Annotated in this window: 12 protein-coding genes and 2 pseudogenes; 3 read left to right on the forward strand and 11 right to left on the reverse strand. The window is 72.7% G+C overall.

What is annotated here, in order from left to right; genetic code table 11:
* Positions 1-193 precede the first annotated feature (193 nt).
* Entirely contained in the window at positions 194-1,525 is a 1,332-nt protein-coding gene (locus ACFZDL_RS41160; protein ID WP_353596266.1) for a phosphatase PAP2 family protein, read from the forward strand.
* Between the two features lie 46 nt (positions 1,526-1,571).
* Here the strand turns inward: ACFZDL_RS41160 and ACFZDL_RS41165 are convergent, their stop codons facing one another.
* Positions 1,572-2,474: a LysR substrate-binding domain-containing protein gene (locus tag ACFZDL_RS41165; RefSeq protein ID WP_353596265.1), complete on the reverse strand. Its 903-nt coding sequence runs from the start codon at positions 2,472-2,474 to the stop codon at positions 1,572-1,574.
* A gap of 82 nt (positions 2,475-2,556) precedes the next feature.
* Between ACFZDL_RS41165 and ACFZDL_RS41170 the strand changes: the two genes are divergently transcribed.
* A complete protein-coding gene (locus ACFZDL_RS41170) occupies positions 2,557-3,066 on the forward strand; it encodes a cupin domain-containing protein (RefSeq protein WP_353596264.1) in 510 nt (169 codons plus the stop codon).
* A gap of 37 nt (positions 3,067-3,103) precedes the next feature.
* On the opposite strand, the gene ACFZDL_RS41175 is transcribed toward ACFZDL_RS41170, so the two are convergent.
* The 7 genes from ACFZDL_RS41175 to ACFZDL_RS41205 all read right to left on the reverse strand — a co-directional run bounded on the left by ACFZDL_RS41175 (position 3,104) and on the right by ACFZDL_RS41205 (position 10,445).
* Positions 3,104-5,626 (reverse strand): hypothetical protein, encoded by a 2,523-nt coding sequence (locus tag ACFZDL_RS41175; protein ID WP_353596263.1) that lies wholly within the window; start codon positions 5,624-5,626, stop codon positions 3,104-3,106.
* A 63-nt stretch (positions 5,627-5,689) separates the two neighbouring features.
* Positions 5,690-5,905, reverse strand: a complete 216-nt coding sequence (locus ACFZDL_RS41180) for a hypothetical protein (RefSeq protein WP_353596262.1) — start codon at positions 5,903-5,905, stop codon at positions 5,690-5,692.
* The gene (locus tag ACFZDL_RS41185; protein WP_353596315.1) at positions 5,905-6,993 is read right to left on the reverse strand and encodes a hypothetical protein; all 1,089 of its coding nucleotides are present in this window, start codon (positions 6,991-6,993) and stop codon (positions 5,905-5,907) included. Before ACFZDL_RS41185 ends, ACFZDL_RS41180 begins: the two co-directional genes overlap by 1 nt.
* Before the next feature lie 5 nt (positions 6,994-6,998).
* A complete protein-coding gene (locus ACFZDL_RS41190) occupies positions 6,999-8,042 on the reverse strand; it encodes a hypothetical protein (RefSeq protein ID WP_353596261.1) in 1,044 nt (347 codons plus the stop codon).
* A gap of 90 nt (positions 8,043-8,132) precedes the next feature.
* Positions 8,133-9,044: a phage distal tail protein gene (locus ACFZDL_RS41195; protein ID WP_353596260.1), complete on the reverse strand. Its 912-nt coding sequence runs from the start codon at positions 9,042-9,044 to the stop codon at positions 8,133-8,135.
* Between the two features lies 1 nt (position 9,045).
* Complete coding sequence (locus tag ACFZDL_RS41200; protein WP_353596259.1) at positions 9,046-9,975, reverse strand: hypothetical protein; 930 nt, start codon at positions 9,973-9,975, stop codon at positions 9,046-9,048.
* On the reverse strand, positions 9,933-10,445 hold the full coding sequence (locus ACFZDL_RS41205; RefSeq protein ID WP_353596258.1) for a hypothetical protein: 513 nt from the start codon (positions 10,443-10,445) through the stop codon (positions 9,933-9,935). The genes ACFZDL_RS41200 and ACFZDL_RS41205 overlap by 43 nt, the downstream gene beginning before the upstream one ends.
* Positions 10,446-10,664: 219 nt before the next feature.
* Between ACFZDL_RS41205 and ACFZDL_RS41210 the strand changes: the two genes are divergently transcribed.
* The gene (locus ACFZDL_RS41210) at positions 10,665-15,290 is read left to right on the forward strand and encodes a cation-translocating P-type ATPase (protein WP_353596257.1); all 4,626 of its coding nucleotides are present in this window, start codon (positions 10,665-10,667) and stop codon (positions 15,288-15,290) included.
* Positions 15,291-15,448: 158 nt separating this feature from the next.
* Here ACFZDL_RS41210 and ACFZDL_RS41215 read toward each other — a convergent pair whose 3' ends face one another.
* The 3 genes and pseudogenes from ACFZDL_RS41215 to ACFZDL_RS41225 form a co-directional block, all read right to left on the reverse strand.
* Positions 15,449-15,979, reverse strand: coding sequence for a PfkB family carbohydrate kinase (locus ACFZDL_RS41215; protein ID WP_353596256.1), 531 nt, complete (start codon positions 15,977-15,979; stop codon positions 15,449-15,451).
* Positions 15,976-16,775: pseudogene (locus ACFZDL_RS41220) on the reverse strand (cytosine permease); the annotation flags it as partial. The gene ACFZDL_RS41215 and the pseudogene ACFZDL_RS41220, both read right to left, overlap by 4 nt.
* A gap of 164 nt (positions 16,776-16,939) precedes the next feature.
* A pseudogene (locus ACFZDL_RS41225) lies at positions 16,940-17,754 on the reverse strand (ADP-ribosylglycohydrolase family protein).
* Between the last annotated feature and the right edge of the window lie 5 nt (positions 17,755-17,759).

The raw sequence follows: 17,759 nt of genomic DNA on the forward strand, positions 1-17,759 counted from the left end.
TCGTGACCAGCAAAACCCACCCGCACCGCTCCGGTAGCATGTTCGAACTCACGATGATCTCCGTCATCGCCCGTCCTGCACCGGAAAACCACGCTATCCAGCACGATGAGCAACCTACTCGACCAAAACTAACAAATCGGCCAAACAATTGATATCCATGGCATCGCGGGTGTTTTCGCGAATAAACAACAGAATGACGTTCGCCGCGTGGCGCCGACCACGGACGATACTGTGGGCTGCGGCGGGTGTGGTGACCCTCGGGTTTTTCATCGCGCTGGAGATCGTCGCGCGTCACTACGGCCTTCCGGGGCCGATGACAAACCAGGCGAAAGAGGTAATTCTCGCCCCCAAATCAGGGCCGTTGCTGTACGCCAGCATGGCGTTGATGATGGTGGTGCTCACCTGGCGGCAACGGTTCATCGCGGCCGGTGTCGCGATCGGCATCGACATCGTCTTCGTGGTGGTGCGGTGGGCGGTCGACGCCAAGATCACCGAAGGCCATCCCTTCGGTAACGGCGCGTTGTGGGTGATGTTGGGCTATGGGGTCATCGCCGTCACCCGCCGCAGCGGCCGGGAACGTGTCCTGCTGCTGAAGGGCGTCGGTCTCGGCCTGCTGCTGGTGGCCGGCCGCAAGACCGGCGATACCTGGCTGCTCATCACCTCGAAGACCCGCCCGACCGTCCTCGACCAGTATGTGGCAACCGCCGATCACGCGCTGGGCAACCCGTCGTGGCTGGTAGGACGGCTTGTCAGGGCCACCGGCCCGATCGGCACCCATGTTCTCGACTGGGTCTACATCCAGCTCGCGGTGGCCGCGGTCGTCGTCTCGCTGTACCAGCTGCGCAACGTGGCGGTCGAGCGCCGCTTCCCGGGCCATTATCTGGTGCGCACCTTTCTGGTGATCGGCCTCGTCGGGCCGGCCATCTACATGATCTTCCCGGTGGTCGGACCGATCTTCGCCTATGGCCCGGGCGCCTACGGCACCGGTGGCCTGCACTGGGCGGTGGCCGACCTGTGGCCGCACACACCGCCGCCGATCGCCGCCCCGCACCCGATCCCGTACGACGACATCACCCCCCGGAACTGCATGCCCAGCCTGCACACGGCGTGGGCTACCGCGATCTTCATTCATTCCCGCAAGGGCCCACGAATTCTGCGATTCGCAGGTACCTTTTGGCTGATCGCCACGCTCGGCGCGACGCTGGGCTTCGGCTACCACTACGGCGTGGATCTCATCGCCGGCGTGGTGTTCACGCTCACGATCGAGGCAGCACTGCGCGCGCATGAGCGCGGCTGGGACCAGTCGGCAATCCAGCTGGTCGTCTACGGCACAGCGGTCTTCGCCGCGCTCTTGGCCTCATATCGCTATCTGCCGATGGAGATGGCCAGATATCCGTGGGTGTTCGGCCCCCTTCTCATTCTGGCGATGGCCTCGGTGATCTACGGCTACATAAGGACCACGAAACAGTGGGAGCCAAAGACCACACCAGTACTGCAGCCGGAGCCGCAACCCGAGCTGGTGTGAGGAAAGGCAGCGGAGCGGCGGGGAGGACGACGGGCAGGGCCTCCCGCTACCTCGCCCGCCCGGGCGAGGAGCCGCCAAAGGTGCGCGCCGATGACCCGCCGTGGCCGTAGGCGGCGGTCGCGATCCGGACGAACGAGCGGATCAGTGGGTTCGTGTCGCCCTCGTTCCATGCCGCCACCACACGGCTCGGCGGCATGTCGATCAGCGGCACCACGGTGAGCCCTTCCGGTGGCTCGTGGTCCAGGAGAGTCATGCCGACCGTGCCGTTCCAGAGAACGGCTTGCCGGCATTCCACGACGGCGCGCACCACCGGACCCTCGCGGGGCTCCCCGCCGTTCCAGTACGACTGCCAGAGGGGGTCGGTGCCCTCAGGGAACAGGAACCAGCGGCGGTCGGCCAGGTCGGCCAGTTCCAGGCTGTCGCGGCGGGCCAGCGGATCGTCGGCGCGCAGCAGCGCTCCCACCGGGTCGGCGCGCAGCTCGCGCACGGTCAGGCCGGTCTCGTCGAACGGCCCTCGGGTCAGGGCGACGTCGACCAGTCCCGCGTGCAGCCCGCAGGTGGGATCGGTCAGATCGGTCTCGCGGACGCGGACCTCGACGCGCGGGTGCCGCCGGTGGTACGCACCGGCCAGCCGGGCTGCGCCCGGGTCGGTGCTGTCCCCCAGGACGCCGACGGTGATGGTCGCGGCGCCGGCCGCCGCGGCCACACGTACGCGTACGCGGTCGGCCTGGTCGAGCAGGGCGCGCGCCTCATCGAGCAGTACCGCCCCCACCGCGGTGAGCGTGACACCGGCGGAGGACCGGTCGAACAGCATGGCCCCCACCTCGGTCTCCAGCCGCTTGATCGCCCGGCTCAGCGGTGGCTGACTCATGTGCAGCCGGGCGGCGGCCCGCCCGAAATGGAGTTCCTCGGCGACCGCCACGAAATAGCGCAGCGTGCGTAGCTCCATGGTCTGCCACGATACCCGTACGGTATCCGGTTGGCAGAAAGGGTCTTGGACAGTCGCCGTGCCCCGGCAGTGGAATCGAGGCATGGCTGACAAACCGAAGACCAGTGAGCTGATGGCAGACCCCGCCGTATCGGTGGTCGGTCCGGACGACGGTGAAACCATCCTTCTGGGCACCACGCGCATGCGCGTCCTCGAAGACGGCAGCAACACCGGGCACCGCCTCGGGGTCGCCGAGTCCGTCCTCGCGCCGCGCACGCCCGGACCGCCGCAGCACCGCCACTCCCAGCACGATGAGGGTTTCTACGTCATCTCCGGCACGGTGCGGTTCACCGTCGGGGAGAACGACTACGACGCGACACCGGGCACGCTCGTGATGGTCCCGCCCGGCGCCCCTCACACGTTCGCCAACATGACCGACCAACCCGCCGTCATGCTCAGCACTTTCACACCGGACCTGTACGTGCAGTACTTCCGAGACCTGCGGGACATGATGGGAGGTGGCCAGGCACTGACCCCACAGGCGACCGTCCGAACGATGAGCCGTTACGCCACCGAGCCCGCCACCGACTTCGCCCGGAAGCCGGAAGGATGACTCCTCGCCGGCCCGCAGGGCTGATCCGGGGAACGGTCTAGTCGTCGTCGAAGCCGAAGTCGTCGGAGCCGTCGGAGTCCTCGCCGAACCCGTCGTCGAATGTGTCGTCGCCGTAGTCCAGCCCGAAGTCCGCCACGGTCCACAGCCCGTGGAAGTCGAGGACACCGTCCGTATCGGGCACGTCACGCACGTCGGGCACGTCACGCACGTCGGGCTCATCGGGCTCGCCGGCGCGGCCCGGGCGCAGGCCGCCCGGCCCCGTGGCCCCCTCGTGGCGGCCCTCACCACTCTCGTGCCCCTCCCCCTCGCTGCCGGGCACAGGGGCGGTCCGCGACCGGGCCGCGCCGATGGCGCGGCGGCGAGAGCCCCACCCGCGGAGCTGCTGCAGGCGGCCGCGTACCCGCTCGGCGTCCTGCGCCAGGCCTCCGCGGTCGAAGGCCTCAGCAGCCTGTTCGAACGCCTGCCGCGCGAGCCGTATGCGGCGCTCCTGCAGGTGCGCCAGGCCGAGGTTCTCCCGCGCCCGGGCCTCCCCGCGGCTGTCCCCCAGGTCGCGGAACAGCCCGGCGGCCCGCTCGTAACCGGCCGCGGCGTACTGTACGTCGCCGCCGGCGCGCCGCGCGTCGGCGAGGTTCGCCAGCGACTGGGCGGCACCGCCGAGGTCGTGCGTCTGCTCGTGGAGCGTCAGGGCTTCGGCGTGGCAGCGGGCCGCCCGATGGTGTGCACCCGTGCGCTGGTGGAGGTTGCCCAGGGTGTCGAGGACGGCGGCGACCGCGGCCGGATCGCCACCGCGCCGGCAGATGGCCAGCCCCGATTCATACCGGATGATCAAGGTGGCGGTGTCCCGCTCCCGCGCGCGGTATCGGTCGAGGAGCGCGAGCACGTCGCCGATGACCGCCGCGGCCCCGCTGCGGTCATCGGCCAGCAGGAAGAGCGTCATGGCGTTGCCGTAGTACGGCAGAGCGGACGGGACACCGGACGACTGGGCGTGGATGTGGCCGAGTCGGCGTCGGCATTCCGCCTCCGCGCCCCGGTCCCCGGCCGAGTGCGCCGCAAAAGCGGCCACCTCCAGGACGGCCATCCGGTCGGCGGCTCGACCGCGAAGCTCGAGATATCCGGTCAGTCCCAGGGCGAGCTGTACGGCCGGGCCGTGTGATCCCACGGCCACCGCTGCGCGGACCGATTCGAGCAGGATCGGGCGGTGTTCGTCCAGCCACCGGAGGGCCTGCCGGACACCGGTGAAGCGGCCGCCCTCCGCGGGCGTGGCGTCCCGGGCCAGCCATGTGCCGGCCTCGGCGGTGGCCTCCATGTGGAACCGGAGCAACCGCTCGACGGCGTCCCTGCGCTGTGGCCCGGACTCCTCGGTCTGGGCCAGGTCGGCGGCGTAGGACCGCAGCAGCCCCTGGAAACGGTAACCGCCGAACCTCGGCCCGCTTGCCGCCAGCAGGCGGGCACGGCACAGTTCCCTGAGCCCCTCCGCCGCCTCGGCGACCGACAGCCCACCGAGCGCCGCGGCCTCCTCGGCTCCGAAGTGGGCACCGGGATACAGCGACAGCAGCCGGAACAGCCGGGCCTGCCCGGCGCGCAGCCGACCGTAGGACGATGCGCATACCACTCGGACACGGTCCGCTTGGGAATCCCGCGCCGACAGCCCCGGGGTGTCGTGCGACCGGTCGGCCGGCGCCGACACCGGCATCCGCCGGTCCGTGACCAACTCCCCCACGGCCAGGTCCAGCGCGAGCGGGAACCGCCCGCAGGCTTCCGACACTCCGCGGACCGCGCCCGGGTCACCGGCCGCCCTCCGGTCGTGCTCGTCCGCGGCCGCCAGCGCACGTACCACGAACTCGGCGGCCTCCGCGGGCCCGAGCGGGCCCAGGGCGTGATGGCAGGCCCCCGCAAGCGCGTCGCCCGTCGGCCGGTTGCGGCTGACGACGACCGCGCAGTTACGGGGATGCGGCGGCAGCAGCGGCTCGGCCTCGGCGAGCGAGGGGACATGGTCCAGCACCACCAGCACCGGCTTCCCCCGCCTGGCCAGCGTGCTCATCACGGACCGGTACTGGGCCACGCGCCCGTCGGCCGTGGCCGCGACCTGCGACGCGGACACTCCCAGCACGTGCAGCAGCTCACCGAGCGCGGTGAACACGGCGGTCTTCAAGGACGGCTCCGAGGCGCGGCCGAGATCCACGTAGATGCCCTTGACGTACCAGTGGCGTTGGACCGCCTCCCCGGCGGCGCGCAGCGCCAGCGCCGTCTTCCCCACCCCGGCCGGGCCCGACAGCACCAGCGCCCTGTGTTCTGCCGCCCAGGCCCGCTGCGCCTGCCGTCCGGCCGAGCGCGTGGTACGCGCATCCGGAGACGTTCTCGGAGCCTTACGAGGACTGAGGTCCGCCAGCAAGGCCTCACGTTCGCGTGCGCGGCCGACGAAGACATCCGGCCCGGGCGGCAGGCCGTCGGCCTCCCGGGAATCAGCCGGGAAGGCGGTGGCGAAAACACTGCTGCTGCCGCCCGTCTGCACGGCCGGGCCGAACGCCGTTCCGCTGAGCTCGTCGCGGACATCCCCCATGACGGAATTTCTAGCGCACCACGCTTCCGTCCGGCCGGCCGGCCCCGGACCAGCGCGACGAGATCACCCCAACGGCGCGGTCGGCCCCGTGCCGTCGGCCGGACCATCGCGCGGCGGCTCGTCTGCGGGGTCGTCCTGGGCCGGGGGTGGCGGCGGCTCCGCTGCCGCCAGGGTGGCCGGCATCGCGCCGGGCTTGCTGTTGACGTAGGTGGTGAGCCGGTGGACCTGCCGCTCCAGAGCCCTGATCCGGTCCACGATGTCCTCGGGCAGGTTCGCCATCAGTCTGCCTCCTCCAGATACAGGTCGGCGGTCTCCGGGCGTCCCCGTTCGGGGGCGGTGACCTTGATGCCGACCACGCGATAGCGGGCGTCCAGGCCCTCGGAGAACCACACGTCCTTGATCCGCAGCCGCACGGTCGTGCCGAGCAGCGCGGGCGTGGTGTCGGAGCCGAGGCGGATCCGGACCGAGGGGATGACCACGGGGCCGCGCAGGGCGGCGAGTTCGGAACGGGCGAACGCGTCGAGCGTCGCCTTGTCGGTGACGTTGCTGTGGTCGGAGGAGGTGTCCAGCCGGGGGAACCCGGCCGCGATCAGGTCCTGGGCCACCTGTTCCCCGGAGAGGACCGGGCTGCTCGCACCGCCCTCCGGGGTACCGCCCCTGGCGCGCGCGGTGGTCCCGCCGCGCGTGGCGTCGCGAGGGAAGGCGTACGACAGCACATCGCCCGGCAGATCCAGCATCACGGGCTGGCTGCCCACCCGGATCTTCGGCGAGCCGAGCTGGAGCAGCTTCACCCGACGCCCCGTCACCGGGTCCCGGTACACCGCGATCCGGTGCTCGAAGCCGGGTTCCATCGCGGCCAGCTGCCCGATCGCCTCTTCCACCAGGGTCTCGTCACCGTCGCGGTAGGCCACCGTACGGGACGCGCTCGGGGCCGTCGTCTCGTACTCCACCCCGATCCGGCCGCCCTCCGCCCCCTGCATGTACTCCCACAGCCCACGGACGATCTCCAGCTGGTCGATCGCGGAGAAGTTCAGATTCGCCCGGATGTAGCGGCGGCCCGCATACGAGTCGAAGGTGGCCGCCTGCAGCGCGACCGTCGTGCTGCCCCGGTCGTCCGTGGCCGGGGTCAGGGTCCATACGATGCCGCCCCAGCAGACCTCGCCCGCACGCTCCAGATAGACGGCGGTACGCCCCTCCACCAGCTCCCGGACGCGCCGGGCCATCCGGGTGTCGGGCACCGGCAGGGTCGCGGTGAGCGAGCCGGGTTTGCCGATGTAGTCGTCGTACTCCACGCCTTGCAGAGGCAGCACATCGATGGCCTGGTCGGTGCGCAGATCGGTGAACACGGCGCGGTAGCGGGCGCCCACGGCTCTCACGCCACGGGGTCGACGCGGATGAAACGGCTGTCGAAGTGCACACGCGTCCCGGCGACGGAGGACCGGTAGGCGGCGGTCGCGGTGTAGACGGCGCCGGGGGTGAGGTTCCCCACCGGGAAGCAGGTGGAGATGGAGGCCTTGCCCGCGCCGACGAGGATCGCCGCGCGGTCGTCGGAGGGGGCGAGCACCTCGGTGCCGCTCTGCAGCCTGATCCTGAAGGAGATGTACGCGGTGGCGTCCCCGTCGGCGGCCGTGAAGGCGCCGAAGGTGAGGGACACCCACCGCGAGGGCGGCGCGGTGAAGGTGGCGACGAGGGGGACGGTGGTGTCGATGGGAAGGACCTCGACATACGAGGTGGAGGTGGTGCCTCCCCAGTCCGCGGTGTGCATCAGCACCGCGTTCGGAATGAACTTCGTCCACTGGGCGCCGTCCCAGCGCTCCAGCCGGCCGCCCGCGTCACGGTACTGCCCGACGTACGCCCCGTTGTGCGGCGCCCCGCCCGCCGCGGGGACGATGCCGCCCAGTGCCGCGGTGTAGCGGCGGCGGTCGGTGATGGCGGAGGCCCAGGTGATGCCCTTGGCGGCGGACGCCCCGGCGGGAACGGCGATCTCGTAGAGCAGTTCGGCGTTCTTGGGCACGGCCGGGGCGGTCGGGGAACCGGCCGGGGTGCCCTGGAGGAGTTCCAGGGTGGTCTCGTACCTGCCGGAGCCGTCGTAGTCGTTGTCGTGGACCCGGACGACCAGCGCGTCCACACGCGGCAGGCTGGCGTGCCCGTCGGCGACGGTCAGCAGGGTGTCGGAGTCGACGGTGACCGGGTAGCCGCCCTGCGAACCGGTGGAGGTGCCCGCGATCCACACCTGCCCGGGCGAGAGTTTGGCCTGCATGCTGGTGGCGGCGGTGCCGGTGAGCTGCAGCCCGCCGAACACGCACCCGGCGCGGGTCAGCAGCGGCCCGGCGGACGCCATGCCGAGGCCGACGGCGAGCCGGGTGTCCTCGCGGGTCTGGCCGGTGGGCGGATGCCAGGCGGAACGAACGGTCATAGGACGTCTCCCACGGTGGTCACAGGGCTTCTGTCTTTCTCGTTGTGTGGTGGGTGGTGCGGTGGTGTGGTGTGCCGGTGCGCGGCGAGCTCACCACTCCGCGCGCCGCCAGTCGATCGTGGCGGTGGCGCCCGCCCCTCCCGACGCGGCCCGGAACGACAGCTGTGAGGTGCCGGGCGGCAAGGTGAAGGACTCCTCCGGAGCGCTTCCCGGGACGGCGGTGTGGCGGCGCGACGCGGTGCCGTTGAATGTCACGGTCCCCTCGGCGGTGTCCACGACGAGTTCGTCGTCCGGGGCCAGTGTGATCGCGTACTCCAGCCAGTCGCCGCCGACCCGGTTGGCCAGGCGCGGCCGGGTGCAGGGCCCGGTGAAGGTGATCACCGGATGGGCGGGGGCGCTGCCGTCGTTCTCGATGGTGAGGTCGCCCGTGGAACCGGGTGTGCCCCAGGCCAGTGGCCATGCGAGCGGCCAGGTCAGGCCCGGCTCCCGCTCGGGGAGCCCGGCGGTGTCCCGCCGGCCCACCGCCTCGTAGCGGCGGGGATCGCTCGCCTTCCACTGGAGCGTCATCTTCGCCAGGCGGCTCGCCGCGAACTGCCGGTCGGTGGGGACGACGCGCTGGGTGACGCGGGCCCGCACCGCCAGCGTCTCGCCGTGCAGCCGCACCGCCAGCCACTCCTCCTCGTCGCGCACGGCGGTGGCCACGCGCAGCGCGCGCAGGGCCTCCCGTACGGCCTCGGGCCCGCCGTCCGGGTCCGGCGCGAACCACACCTGCGCGGTGACCGTACGGGCCTGCGCCCACTGCGAACCCGGCCAGCCGCCGTGCCCGACCGGGCGGTCGGCGTCGGCGGTGTCCAGGGCGGGCAGCTCCTCCCAGCCGGTGAGCCCCTCGGCGGCGATCCAGTAGTCGGTGCCGGGGCCCATCAGCAGCCCGGCCCACTGCACCTGCCCATCGGCGGTGATCAGCGGCCCCGGCTCGGCGGCGGTGGTCGTCTCGCCGGCCATGTCACCCCCTGGCCTTCATCAGGAACATCAGATCCTCGGCGGTCTGCCGGGCGCTGGCGCCCGGGGCCTCGTAGTAGTGCTCGATGACGAACCCGCCGCCCGGCCTGCCCGCCATGGCGAGCCCGGGCGCGGGCCCGGTGCGGGCCAGCAAGGTGTTCAGCCGGTTCAGCGGCAGCACGGCCTCGGCCTGCCCGGCCTCGGCGAGCAGCGCGAGGGTGCCGCCGGGGCGGGGCAGCACGATGCCGCCCTGGGCGAGGGTGGGGATGGTGGGCAGGTTCACCCCGAACGACTTGCCGCCGATCCCCGGCACCCACGAGGGGACCGACACCTTGACCCGGTTCAGCGCCCCGATCGCCCGGTTGACCAGCCCGATCACCCCGTTCAGCGGCCCCCGCACCGCGCCGAGCACGGCGCTGAACGCGCCCCGGACGATCCCCGCCAGCCCGCTGAACGCGCGCTGGATGCCGTTCCTGGTGGCCCGGAACGCGGAGGGGATCTTCTCCGAGAAGAAGGACAGCAGGGGGCGGACCACGGCCATGATGGCGTGGATGACCGTGGTGATGATGGTCTTGTAGATGTTGAAGTAGGTCTTCACCACGGTCCAGATGACTTTCAGCACGACCGTGAACGCCGCCTTGATGGCGTTCCAGGTCGACTGCACCACCTGTTTGGCCACGCGCATCGTGGTGCCGATGACCTGGCCGATGATCCTGAAGGCCGCCTGAACGATGCGCTGGACCGTCTTGGACTGCATGGCCATGTCGACGAGCTTCATGATCAGCGGCATCAGCAGCGCCATGATGGCCCCGAAGACATTCGACTTCATGGCGGTGTTCAGGCCCTTCTGGGCCGTGGTCACCCCCTGGAGCCCCGTCTTCATCCGCCCCATCAGCCCCCCGCCCGTCGCCGCGCTGCGGCCCGCGGTGGACATGGAACGGCCGCTCTTGGCGACGCTGCGCACAGCGGACATCTGCCGCGCAGCCGCACCACGGGCTCGGCGTCCCCGAGCGCGCCGGAACAGCGTCGCGCCATTCCGCCGACCTCGTCCAGCAGGTGCCGCATCAGCACCGGGTCGGTCTCGACCCGGTCCAGCAGCCCCGCCAGGCGGCCCAGCCTCACCTCGACCGATCCCTTGCCGGCGGGCGGCAGACCCAGCCGGTCGTGGACGGCCTCCTCGAGCTCCACCACACCGTCGGTGATGTCCCGTACGGTGTCACAGACCCGCATGCGCAGCGGCGTCGAGGGCCCGTGCCGGTCGGCGCCCCCGCGCCGCCGCCCGACCCCGGGGCGGTGCGGGGAGGGTGCCAACTCCGCCCGCAGCTCGGGGAACTGCCGTGCCAACACGGTGATCCAGTGGCTCGCTCTGATGCGGTCAGGGTGCGGAAGTGCGTCATTGCTCAACAGAACCCCCATGTCGTCAGCTCTTCGCCCAGTAGGAAGCGCCGGCGACGCGGAACGGTTCCTACCGGCCGAACGGCTGAAGGCCTCCGGCGCGGGCAGGTGTACGGCCCCAGCGCTCCGGCAGGACGGTGGCGTGGGGCTGTGTCCATACTTGAGGGAATGAGGGGCGCGGCCTGTCGGGGCGGTGCCGCGCCAGTGGCCACCGAGGGTGGAGGCCATGTGATCTCAAGCCTGCTTTCCGGGGCCGCCCGGAGTGCCGCGGGGGCGGTGGCGGCAGCGCCCGTGGTGTTCTCGGCGCTCGGGCGGATGCTGACGCCGCGGACGCGTCGTACGTGGCGGGTCCCCGGCGGGGTGCAGATCGAGGTCCGGTACGTGAGACGGCCCGGAGCGGCCGAGATCGCGCGTGGGCTCGAGGTCCGGCTGGGCGGCGTGCGCGGAGTGGGCCGGGCGGAGGTGAACGGGACGCTCGGCTGCGTGTTCGTCGGCTGCGATCCGGCCGGAACCGATCTGGACTCGGTCGCCCGCCTGGTCGCGGAAGCCGAGGAGGCGGCCGGTGCGACCGCCCGGGAGGCGGCCCGCGGGGAGGGCATGGGCAAGGCGGGCGCCGACGCGGTGCGGCTGCCGCGCGCGGTCGGATACCCCGGCGGCCCCGAGGCGCAGATCGGTGCCGCGGTCCAGGTCGCCGGGGGTTGTGTGGCCTTCGGCGTGGCGGTGGTGGGGCGGATCGCCAGGCTCCCCGGCCTGCAACCGGCCGTACCGGCCCTGTTCCAGCTCGCCGAGGCCACTCCACGGCTGCGTGACGCCGCCGCCCGCAAGCTCGGGGTGGCGGCTGCCGAGGCCGGCTGGGCGACGGTGAACCTGATCACCACGACGCTGACGTTCCGCCCGTTCGGCCCCGTCGTGTCCGGTCTCCTGGCCGCCGTCCGGTACACGGAGGCCAAGGCCCGGCGCCGGGCCTGGCAGGACTGGGCGCGACGGCTGGGCGGGCGCGAGGGGGCCTACCGCCACGATGCCGCTCCGGCCCACGAGCGGCCGATGCCGCTCCCCCAGGGGCCGGCCGGGCGGTACGCGCGTGCGGCTGTCCCGGCGGCGCTGGCGGGTTACGGCCTCACGGGCGCCGCGACGCGCAGCCATGACCGGGCGCTGGCCTCGATGATCGCGGGTGTCCCGAGATGTGCCTGGTCCGGCCTTGAGAGCTTCGCGACCACCGTGGGGCAGAGCGCCTCCGACCGGGGAGCCCTCGTGCTGCGGCCGGAGGCGCTGCGGCTGCTCGACCGCATCGACACGGTCGTCCTCGACGCCCGTGTGCTGGCCACCGGTGCGTGGACGGTCGGCACGGTGGTGCCCCTGGCGCCGCCTGCTGAGCAGCCCGATGAGCGCGGTGGTGGTGTGCCGTGCGCGGATGGCGGCGCTCAGGCGGGCGCCCCCGGCCGGGAGCGGGCCCCGGGGCGGCCCTCTGGTGGGATCGCGGTCGCCGGTCCGGACCTCGATGAGATCCACGCCGTGATCCTCGAGCTGATCGACGACACCGACCCGTCACAGCCGCAGGAACACGCCGCGTGGGCGCTGCGGCCGCTCGCCGAGCACCGCGCCGAGGAGGCGGGGCTGCCCGGGGAGGCGGCCGCCATGGCCGAGGAGTGGGCCGAGCAGGGCGCGAGAGTGCTGTTGGTCGTCCGGGAGGGCCGTCCCGTCGCGGTGGCGGGCCTGGTGCCGCAGTTGCACCCGCTCGCCGAGCACCTGGTGCGGGCGGCGCGCGGGTGCGGCCGGGTGGTGCTCGCGGGTGGTCCGGCCGGTTTGCACCGCCGCTTCGGACTGGACGAGGCCGTTCCCACCGGCGGCACCCGCACGGCAGCTCTGGTCCGCTCCCTCCAGGGCGAGGGCCGCGGTGTCGCCGTGGTCGCCACCCGCGCCCGCCGCGCCCTGGTCCAGGCGGATCTGGGCATCGGGGTGTCCGGTGGTCTGCGCCGGGTGGCGTGGGACGCGGATGTCGCCGCTCCGCCCGATGTGGCGTATCTGCTGCTGACCGCCGTGCCGGAAGCCCGCAGGCTGAGCCGGCTGTGTGTCCGGATGGAAGCGGTCGCCGCTCTCGCGGGTGGGACGCTGGCCCTGGCCGTTCCCCGGCGCGGCGCCTGGGCGCGTGCCCGCCTGGTGACCGACGGCATGGCCATCGCCGGGCTCGGGGCGGGTGTCTGGGCGGGGCGGGCGCTGCGCGGCCGTCCGGTCCCCGCCGCCGTCGAGCGGACGCCCTGGCATGCCATGACGGTACGTCAGGTCATCGCCCGGCTCGGCACGTCGGTTCGGGGGCTCGACGAGACCGAGGCCGGGCGGCGGCGACGGTTCGCCGGGCGCGAGGAGCCGACCGCCGCCGTCACCCTCGTCGGGAGGGTCGCGGAGGAGCTGGCCAATCCGCTCACGCCCGTCCTCGCGGTCGGCGGCGGTATCTCGGCGGCTCTCGGCTCCGTACTGGACGCGGTGCTCATCGGTGTCGTGCTCGCCGTCAACGCGCTCGTGGGCGGGGCCCAGCGGCTGGGCGCCGACCGCGCGGCGGAGCGGCTGGTCGAGGCGACCTCGGCCCGGGCCCGGCTGCGCAGGGCGGGCCGGCCGGGCGTCCTGGAGGCCTCCGCCGACCACCTGGTGAGCGGCGATGTCATCGAGTTGCGCGCCGGTGACGCGGTCCCGGCCGACTGCCGTGTGCTGGAAGCGACGGGTCTGGAGGTGGATGAATCAAGCCTCACCGGCGAATCCCAGCTCGTGCTGAAGACGCCCGTCCCGACGGCGGCGAGGGCGGTCGCGGACCGGCGGTCCATGCTGTACCAGGGCACGACGGTGGCGGCCGGCGGCGCTCTCGCCGTCGTCGTCGCCACCGGGACCGCCACCGAGGCCGGCAGCGCCGCTCAGGCCGCGCCGGCGGGCGGCGTCCCGGAAAGCGGTGTGGAACACCGCCTGAACGCTCTGGGCCACTGGTTCCTGCCCCTGTCCATCGCCTCGGGTGTCGCGCTGTTCCTCGCCGACCTCACCCGCAGGCGGCCCCTGGGCGCGGCCCTGGGCTCGGCGGTCAGCCTTTGCGTGGCCGCCGTGCCCGAAGGTCTGCCCTTCGTCGCCACCGTCGCGGAACTGGCCGCGGCCCGTCGGCTGTCCACCCGCAACACCCTGGTGCGCAGCGCGCCCACCATCGAGGCGCTCGGCCGCACCGATGTGCTGTGCTTCGACAAGACCGGCACGCTCACCGAAGGCAGAATCAGCCTCCAGCAGGTGTCCGACGGCCTCCAGCGGCGCCCGCTCGACGCGCTCACCCCGCGACTGCGCCACGTCGTCGCCACCGCGGCCCTCGCGGGACCTGCCGGCCCGGCGTCGGCGCTCACCCACCCCACGGACCGTGCCATCGCCACCGGGGCCGAGCGGGTCGGCGCCGCCCCGGCCCCGGAGGGGCAGGAAGCGGCGGACGGCTGGCAGCGTCTGGCGGAGCTGCCGTTCGAACCGGGGCGCGGATATCACGCGGTACTCGGCCGGGCCGGGGGACGGACACGGCTGGTGGTCAAGGGCGCGCCCGAGGTCGTCCTGCCCCGTTGCGAGCAGGTCCGGCGCGACGACGCCACCACGCCGTTCACCGCGAGGACGCGGGAGACGATCGACCGGGACATCGACCGCATGGCCCGACGCGGCCTGCGGGTGCTGGTGGTCGCCGAACGCGTCGGCCCGGGCGGCGTCGCCGACACTCACCCGGCCCTCGACGACACGGACGTGGGCGGGCTGCGTCTGCTGGGCCTGCTCGGGCTGGCGGACCCGGTGCGGGCCACCGCCGCCGAGAGCGTCCGCCGTCTGACCCGGGCGGGCGTACGGATCGTCATGCTGACCGGAGACCATCCGAGCACCGCCGCCGCGATCGCCGGTGAGCTGCAGCCGGACGAGGGGCTGCGGATGATGACCGGAGTGGAGCTGGACGCTCTCGACGACGCGGCCCTCGCGGAAGCGCTGCCGCGGATCTCGGTCTTCGCCCGGGTCACCCCGGCCCACAAGGTGCGCATCGTCACCACGCTGCGCTCGGTCGGCCGGGTCGTGGCCGTGACCGGCGACGGCGCCAACGACGCCCCCGCCATCCGGCTCGCCGATGTCGGCATCGCCATCGGCTCCCGGGCGACCCCCGCGGCGCGCACCGCCGCCGATGTGGTGGTCACCGACGATCGCATCGAGACCATTGTCGATGCCATCGTGGAGGGCCGCGCCATGTGGGCCTCGGTCCGCAAGGCGCTGGGCATCCTGCTCGGCGGCAACCTCGGGGAGATCGCCTTCGTCCTGACGACCTCCGTGTTCACCGGACGAAGCGCGCTCAACGCACGTCAGCTGCTCCTCGTCAATCTGCTCACGGACATGCTGCCGGCCATGGCCATCGCCGCGCGTCCCCCGGCGGGCAGAGCCGAGAAACTGCTCGCGGAGGGGCCCGAGGTCTCCCTGGGCAGAGCCCTCACGCGCCATCTCCGTCTGCGCGCCACCCTCACGGCGCTCGCCGCGGGCAGCGCGTGGACCGTCGCCCGGGCGACCGGCACCAGGGCCCGCGCCGACACGGTCTCCCTGGTCGCCCTCGTCGCCTCCCAGCTGCTGCAGACCCTCGCCGACGCGGGCCGTGACCCCGTGGTCGCCCTCGCCGCCGTCGGCTCTCTCGCCGCCCTCGCCCTGGTGGTCGCGGTCCCCGGCCTCAGCCACTTCTTCGGCAGCCGGCCCCTCGGCCCAGCAGGCTGGACGATCGGGCTGGCAGCAGCAGTGGCCCCCGTCGCGCTGCCCGCCGTCTGGCGGCTCCTCACCGCCCAGCTCTCACCGGCCCCGGACGGACACCGACGATTCACCTGATGGTCCCCTGCGCTCCATGCGTACGAAGCTCTGGCACCGCACAAAGGGAGACGTAAGTGAAACATGCACAAGAAAGGCTGCTGTCATGCCGCAGCTGTTCACCACTCTTCTCACCAAGGCGGCTGTCGCCGTACTCGAGGCGCTTGCGATGCGCCTGCTCACCCACGTCTGGAACAACTTCGCCCACCGCGGTCACCCGATGGCGGCCGCGGCCTGAGGCACCGCCTCCAGGAGGCACCGCTTCTGCCGGGGCGCAGCGCGGCGAGTACGGCCTTGGCGTCGGTCTCTGTCAGCCGGGCCTCCGCGCCGAGGCTGGTGGCGAAGGTGCGCTCGCCTCCGTCGTCGACGAAGGCGACGCAGAATCCGGTGTCCACCTCGGCGACCCGGTCCAACACCATCTCGATGCCCTCCCCGGCGAGGTCCGCCCGCACCCGGTCGCCGAACGGCCCCGTGCCGTGGGCGCCCGCGTACAGGGTCGGCAGGCCGAGGCGGCGGGCGGCGGTGAGGACGTTGAATCCGCCGCCCGTGGTGAGGTCGGTGTCCTGGGCCACGGTGTCGCCGCCGCGTTCGGGCAGTGCGGGCACGCGCATCACCAGGTCGACGATGGCGTTGCCGACCAGGACCAGCCGGCCGCCCGTGGGCCCGCCGGGGGCGCCGTCCCCGGCGCCGGGGTTCACGATTCCGTTCATGAGATCTCCCGCGTGGCCGGAGCGGACAGGACCTGCTGCTGGGGACGCTGTCCGGCGGCCTCTTGGCGTACGGTGCCGTCCAGCCTGCGCAGGAGCGCGTAGCCGGCGGCCGCGAGGGTCAGGGGCACGACCCACCCCAGTCCGTTGGAGCCGATCCAGCTGTGGGACAGCGGCCCGGAGAACCACACGTCGGTAGCGCTGGTGCTCGCCTCCGTGAACAGCAGGCCCACCACGATGGCCACCGCCCAGGCGTTGATCGGCACGGCGAGAAGGGTGAGGAAGGTGATGAACGGGCCGTAGAAGTCCTTGGCGATCAGGATAAGGCCGGCGCCGAACGCGGACGCGGCCACGAGTCTCCCGCCGGGGATCCGCCGGGGCAGATAACGGGCGTAGTCGGCGCCCGTGTTGGCCCACCCGATCCCGGTCCCGGCGGCGATCATGCCGACGCCCACGACCATCGAACTCACCGACCCGAGCGGGGCGTGGAACACCTTGCCCCAGTCCACGGTGGCCGCGAGAAAATCACCACCAGGTTGAGCAGGCCGAAGACATAGCTGGCCCACCTGTTGATCCACATGATGGTGGCGTGTCCGAGGCCGCTGATCAGCAGCGTGCAGCCGATGAAGACCAGCAGACACACCGCGGTGAGCACGGTGTTCCGCCGAATACCGAAGGCGACGTCGCCCAACGCCAGCAGGGCGAAGGCGGCCGTGGTGGTGTTGATGGTCTCCCAGCCGAGCCGGCTCATCCAGGTGACCAGCGTGGGGCCCGCGTTGCCGCGGCCCCCGAACGCGCTGGTGTCCGGAACCGGTTCGACGCCGCGGGTCTCACGGATACGACGCGGTCGTTCTGTCAACTACCCGTCGATAAATCGACGAGCTTGCACAACGGGCGTCACTGGCTGCGACAGGCCAGAGGCTGCGGGGGGGCGCTCCGGCGGGGGGATGGGCGGGCGTGTGGTCACTCGGCGGTGCCCGCGCGCAGCGCGAGCAGGGCGGTGGCCAGGGGTTCCAGGTCCAGGCCGTTGACCGAGCGCAGGGTGGCCAGCGCCTCGGCGGGCAGTGCCGAGGCCCCCCTGACGGCACCGGCGACGGCGCCCGCGATGGCGCCGATGGTGTCGCAGTCACCGCCGAGGTTGGCCGCCAGCAGACACGCCCGCCAGGGGGAGCCCTCGGCGAGGGCCAGTACGGCGAAGGCCGCGGGGACCGACTCCTGGCTGGCGACGCTGGTGCCGACCAGGTCGCAGACGCGGTCCAGGGCCTGGTCCTCGGGCAGACCGCGGACCAGGTCCACGGCCCAGCCGATGCGGGCGGCGATATCGGCACCGGCGACCCAGTGGCCCCGCTCGGCGCCGGCCTCGGCCGCCGCGATCGCCGTGGCGAAGGCGTCCTCCAGGTCTCCGCCGTCGACGCCCCGGCTCACGGCCGCCAACACGGCGGCCGCGGAGGCGATGCCGATGCCGGTGTCATGGGTGGCCTGACATGCCGCCGCCACCCGGTCAGGAACTCGTGCGCGAGCCGCAGCGGGTCGACGCGCCCGCCGTTCTCGGTCAGCAGCCGGCCGACGATGAGGGCCTGATCGGTGTCGTCCCTGGCCGAACCGGCGGGCATTCCGGCGCTCACCGGGTTGTCCGCCGGACCGGCTTCAAAGCCGGTGACGGCGCCGAACCGGGCGGTGATCGACCGCCGGGACATGATCTGGGTCGGCATGCCCAGGGCGTCACCCATGGCCAGGCCGTACAGGGCGCCGAGCGCGCGGTCGTGCTGGTGGTTCATTCGGG

The sequence above is a fragment of the Streptomyces sp. NPDC007917 genome (assembly GCF_042959105.1).
Lineage (GTDB): Bacteria > Actinomycetota > Actinomycetes > Streptomycetales > Streptomycetaceae > Streptomyces.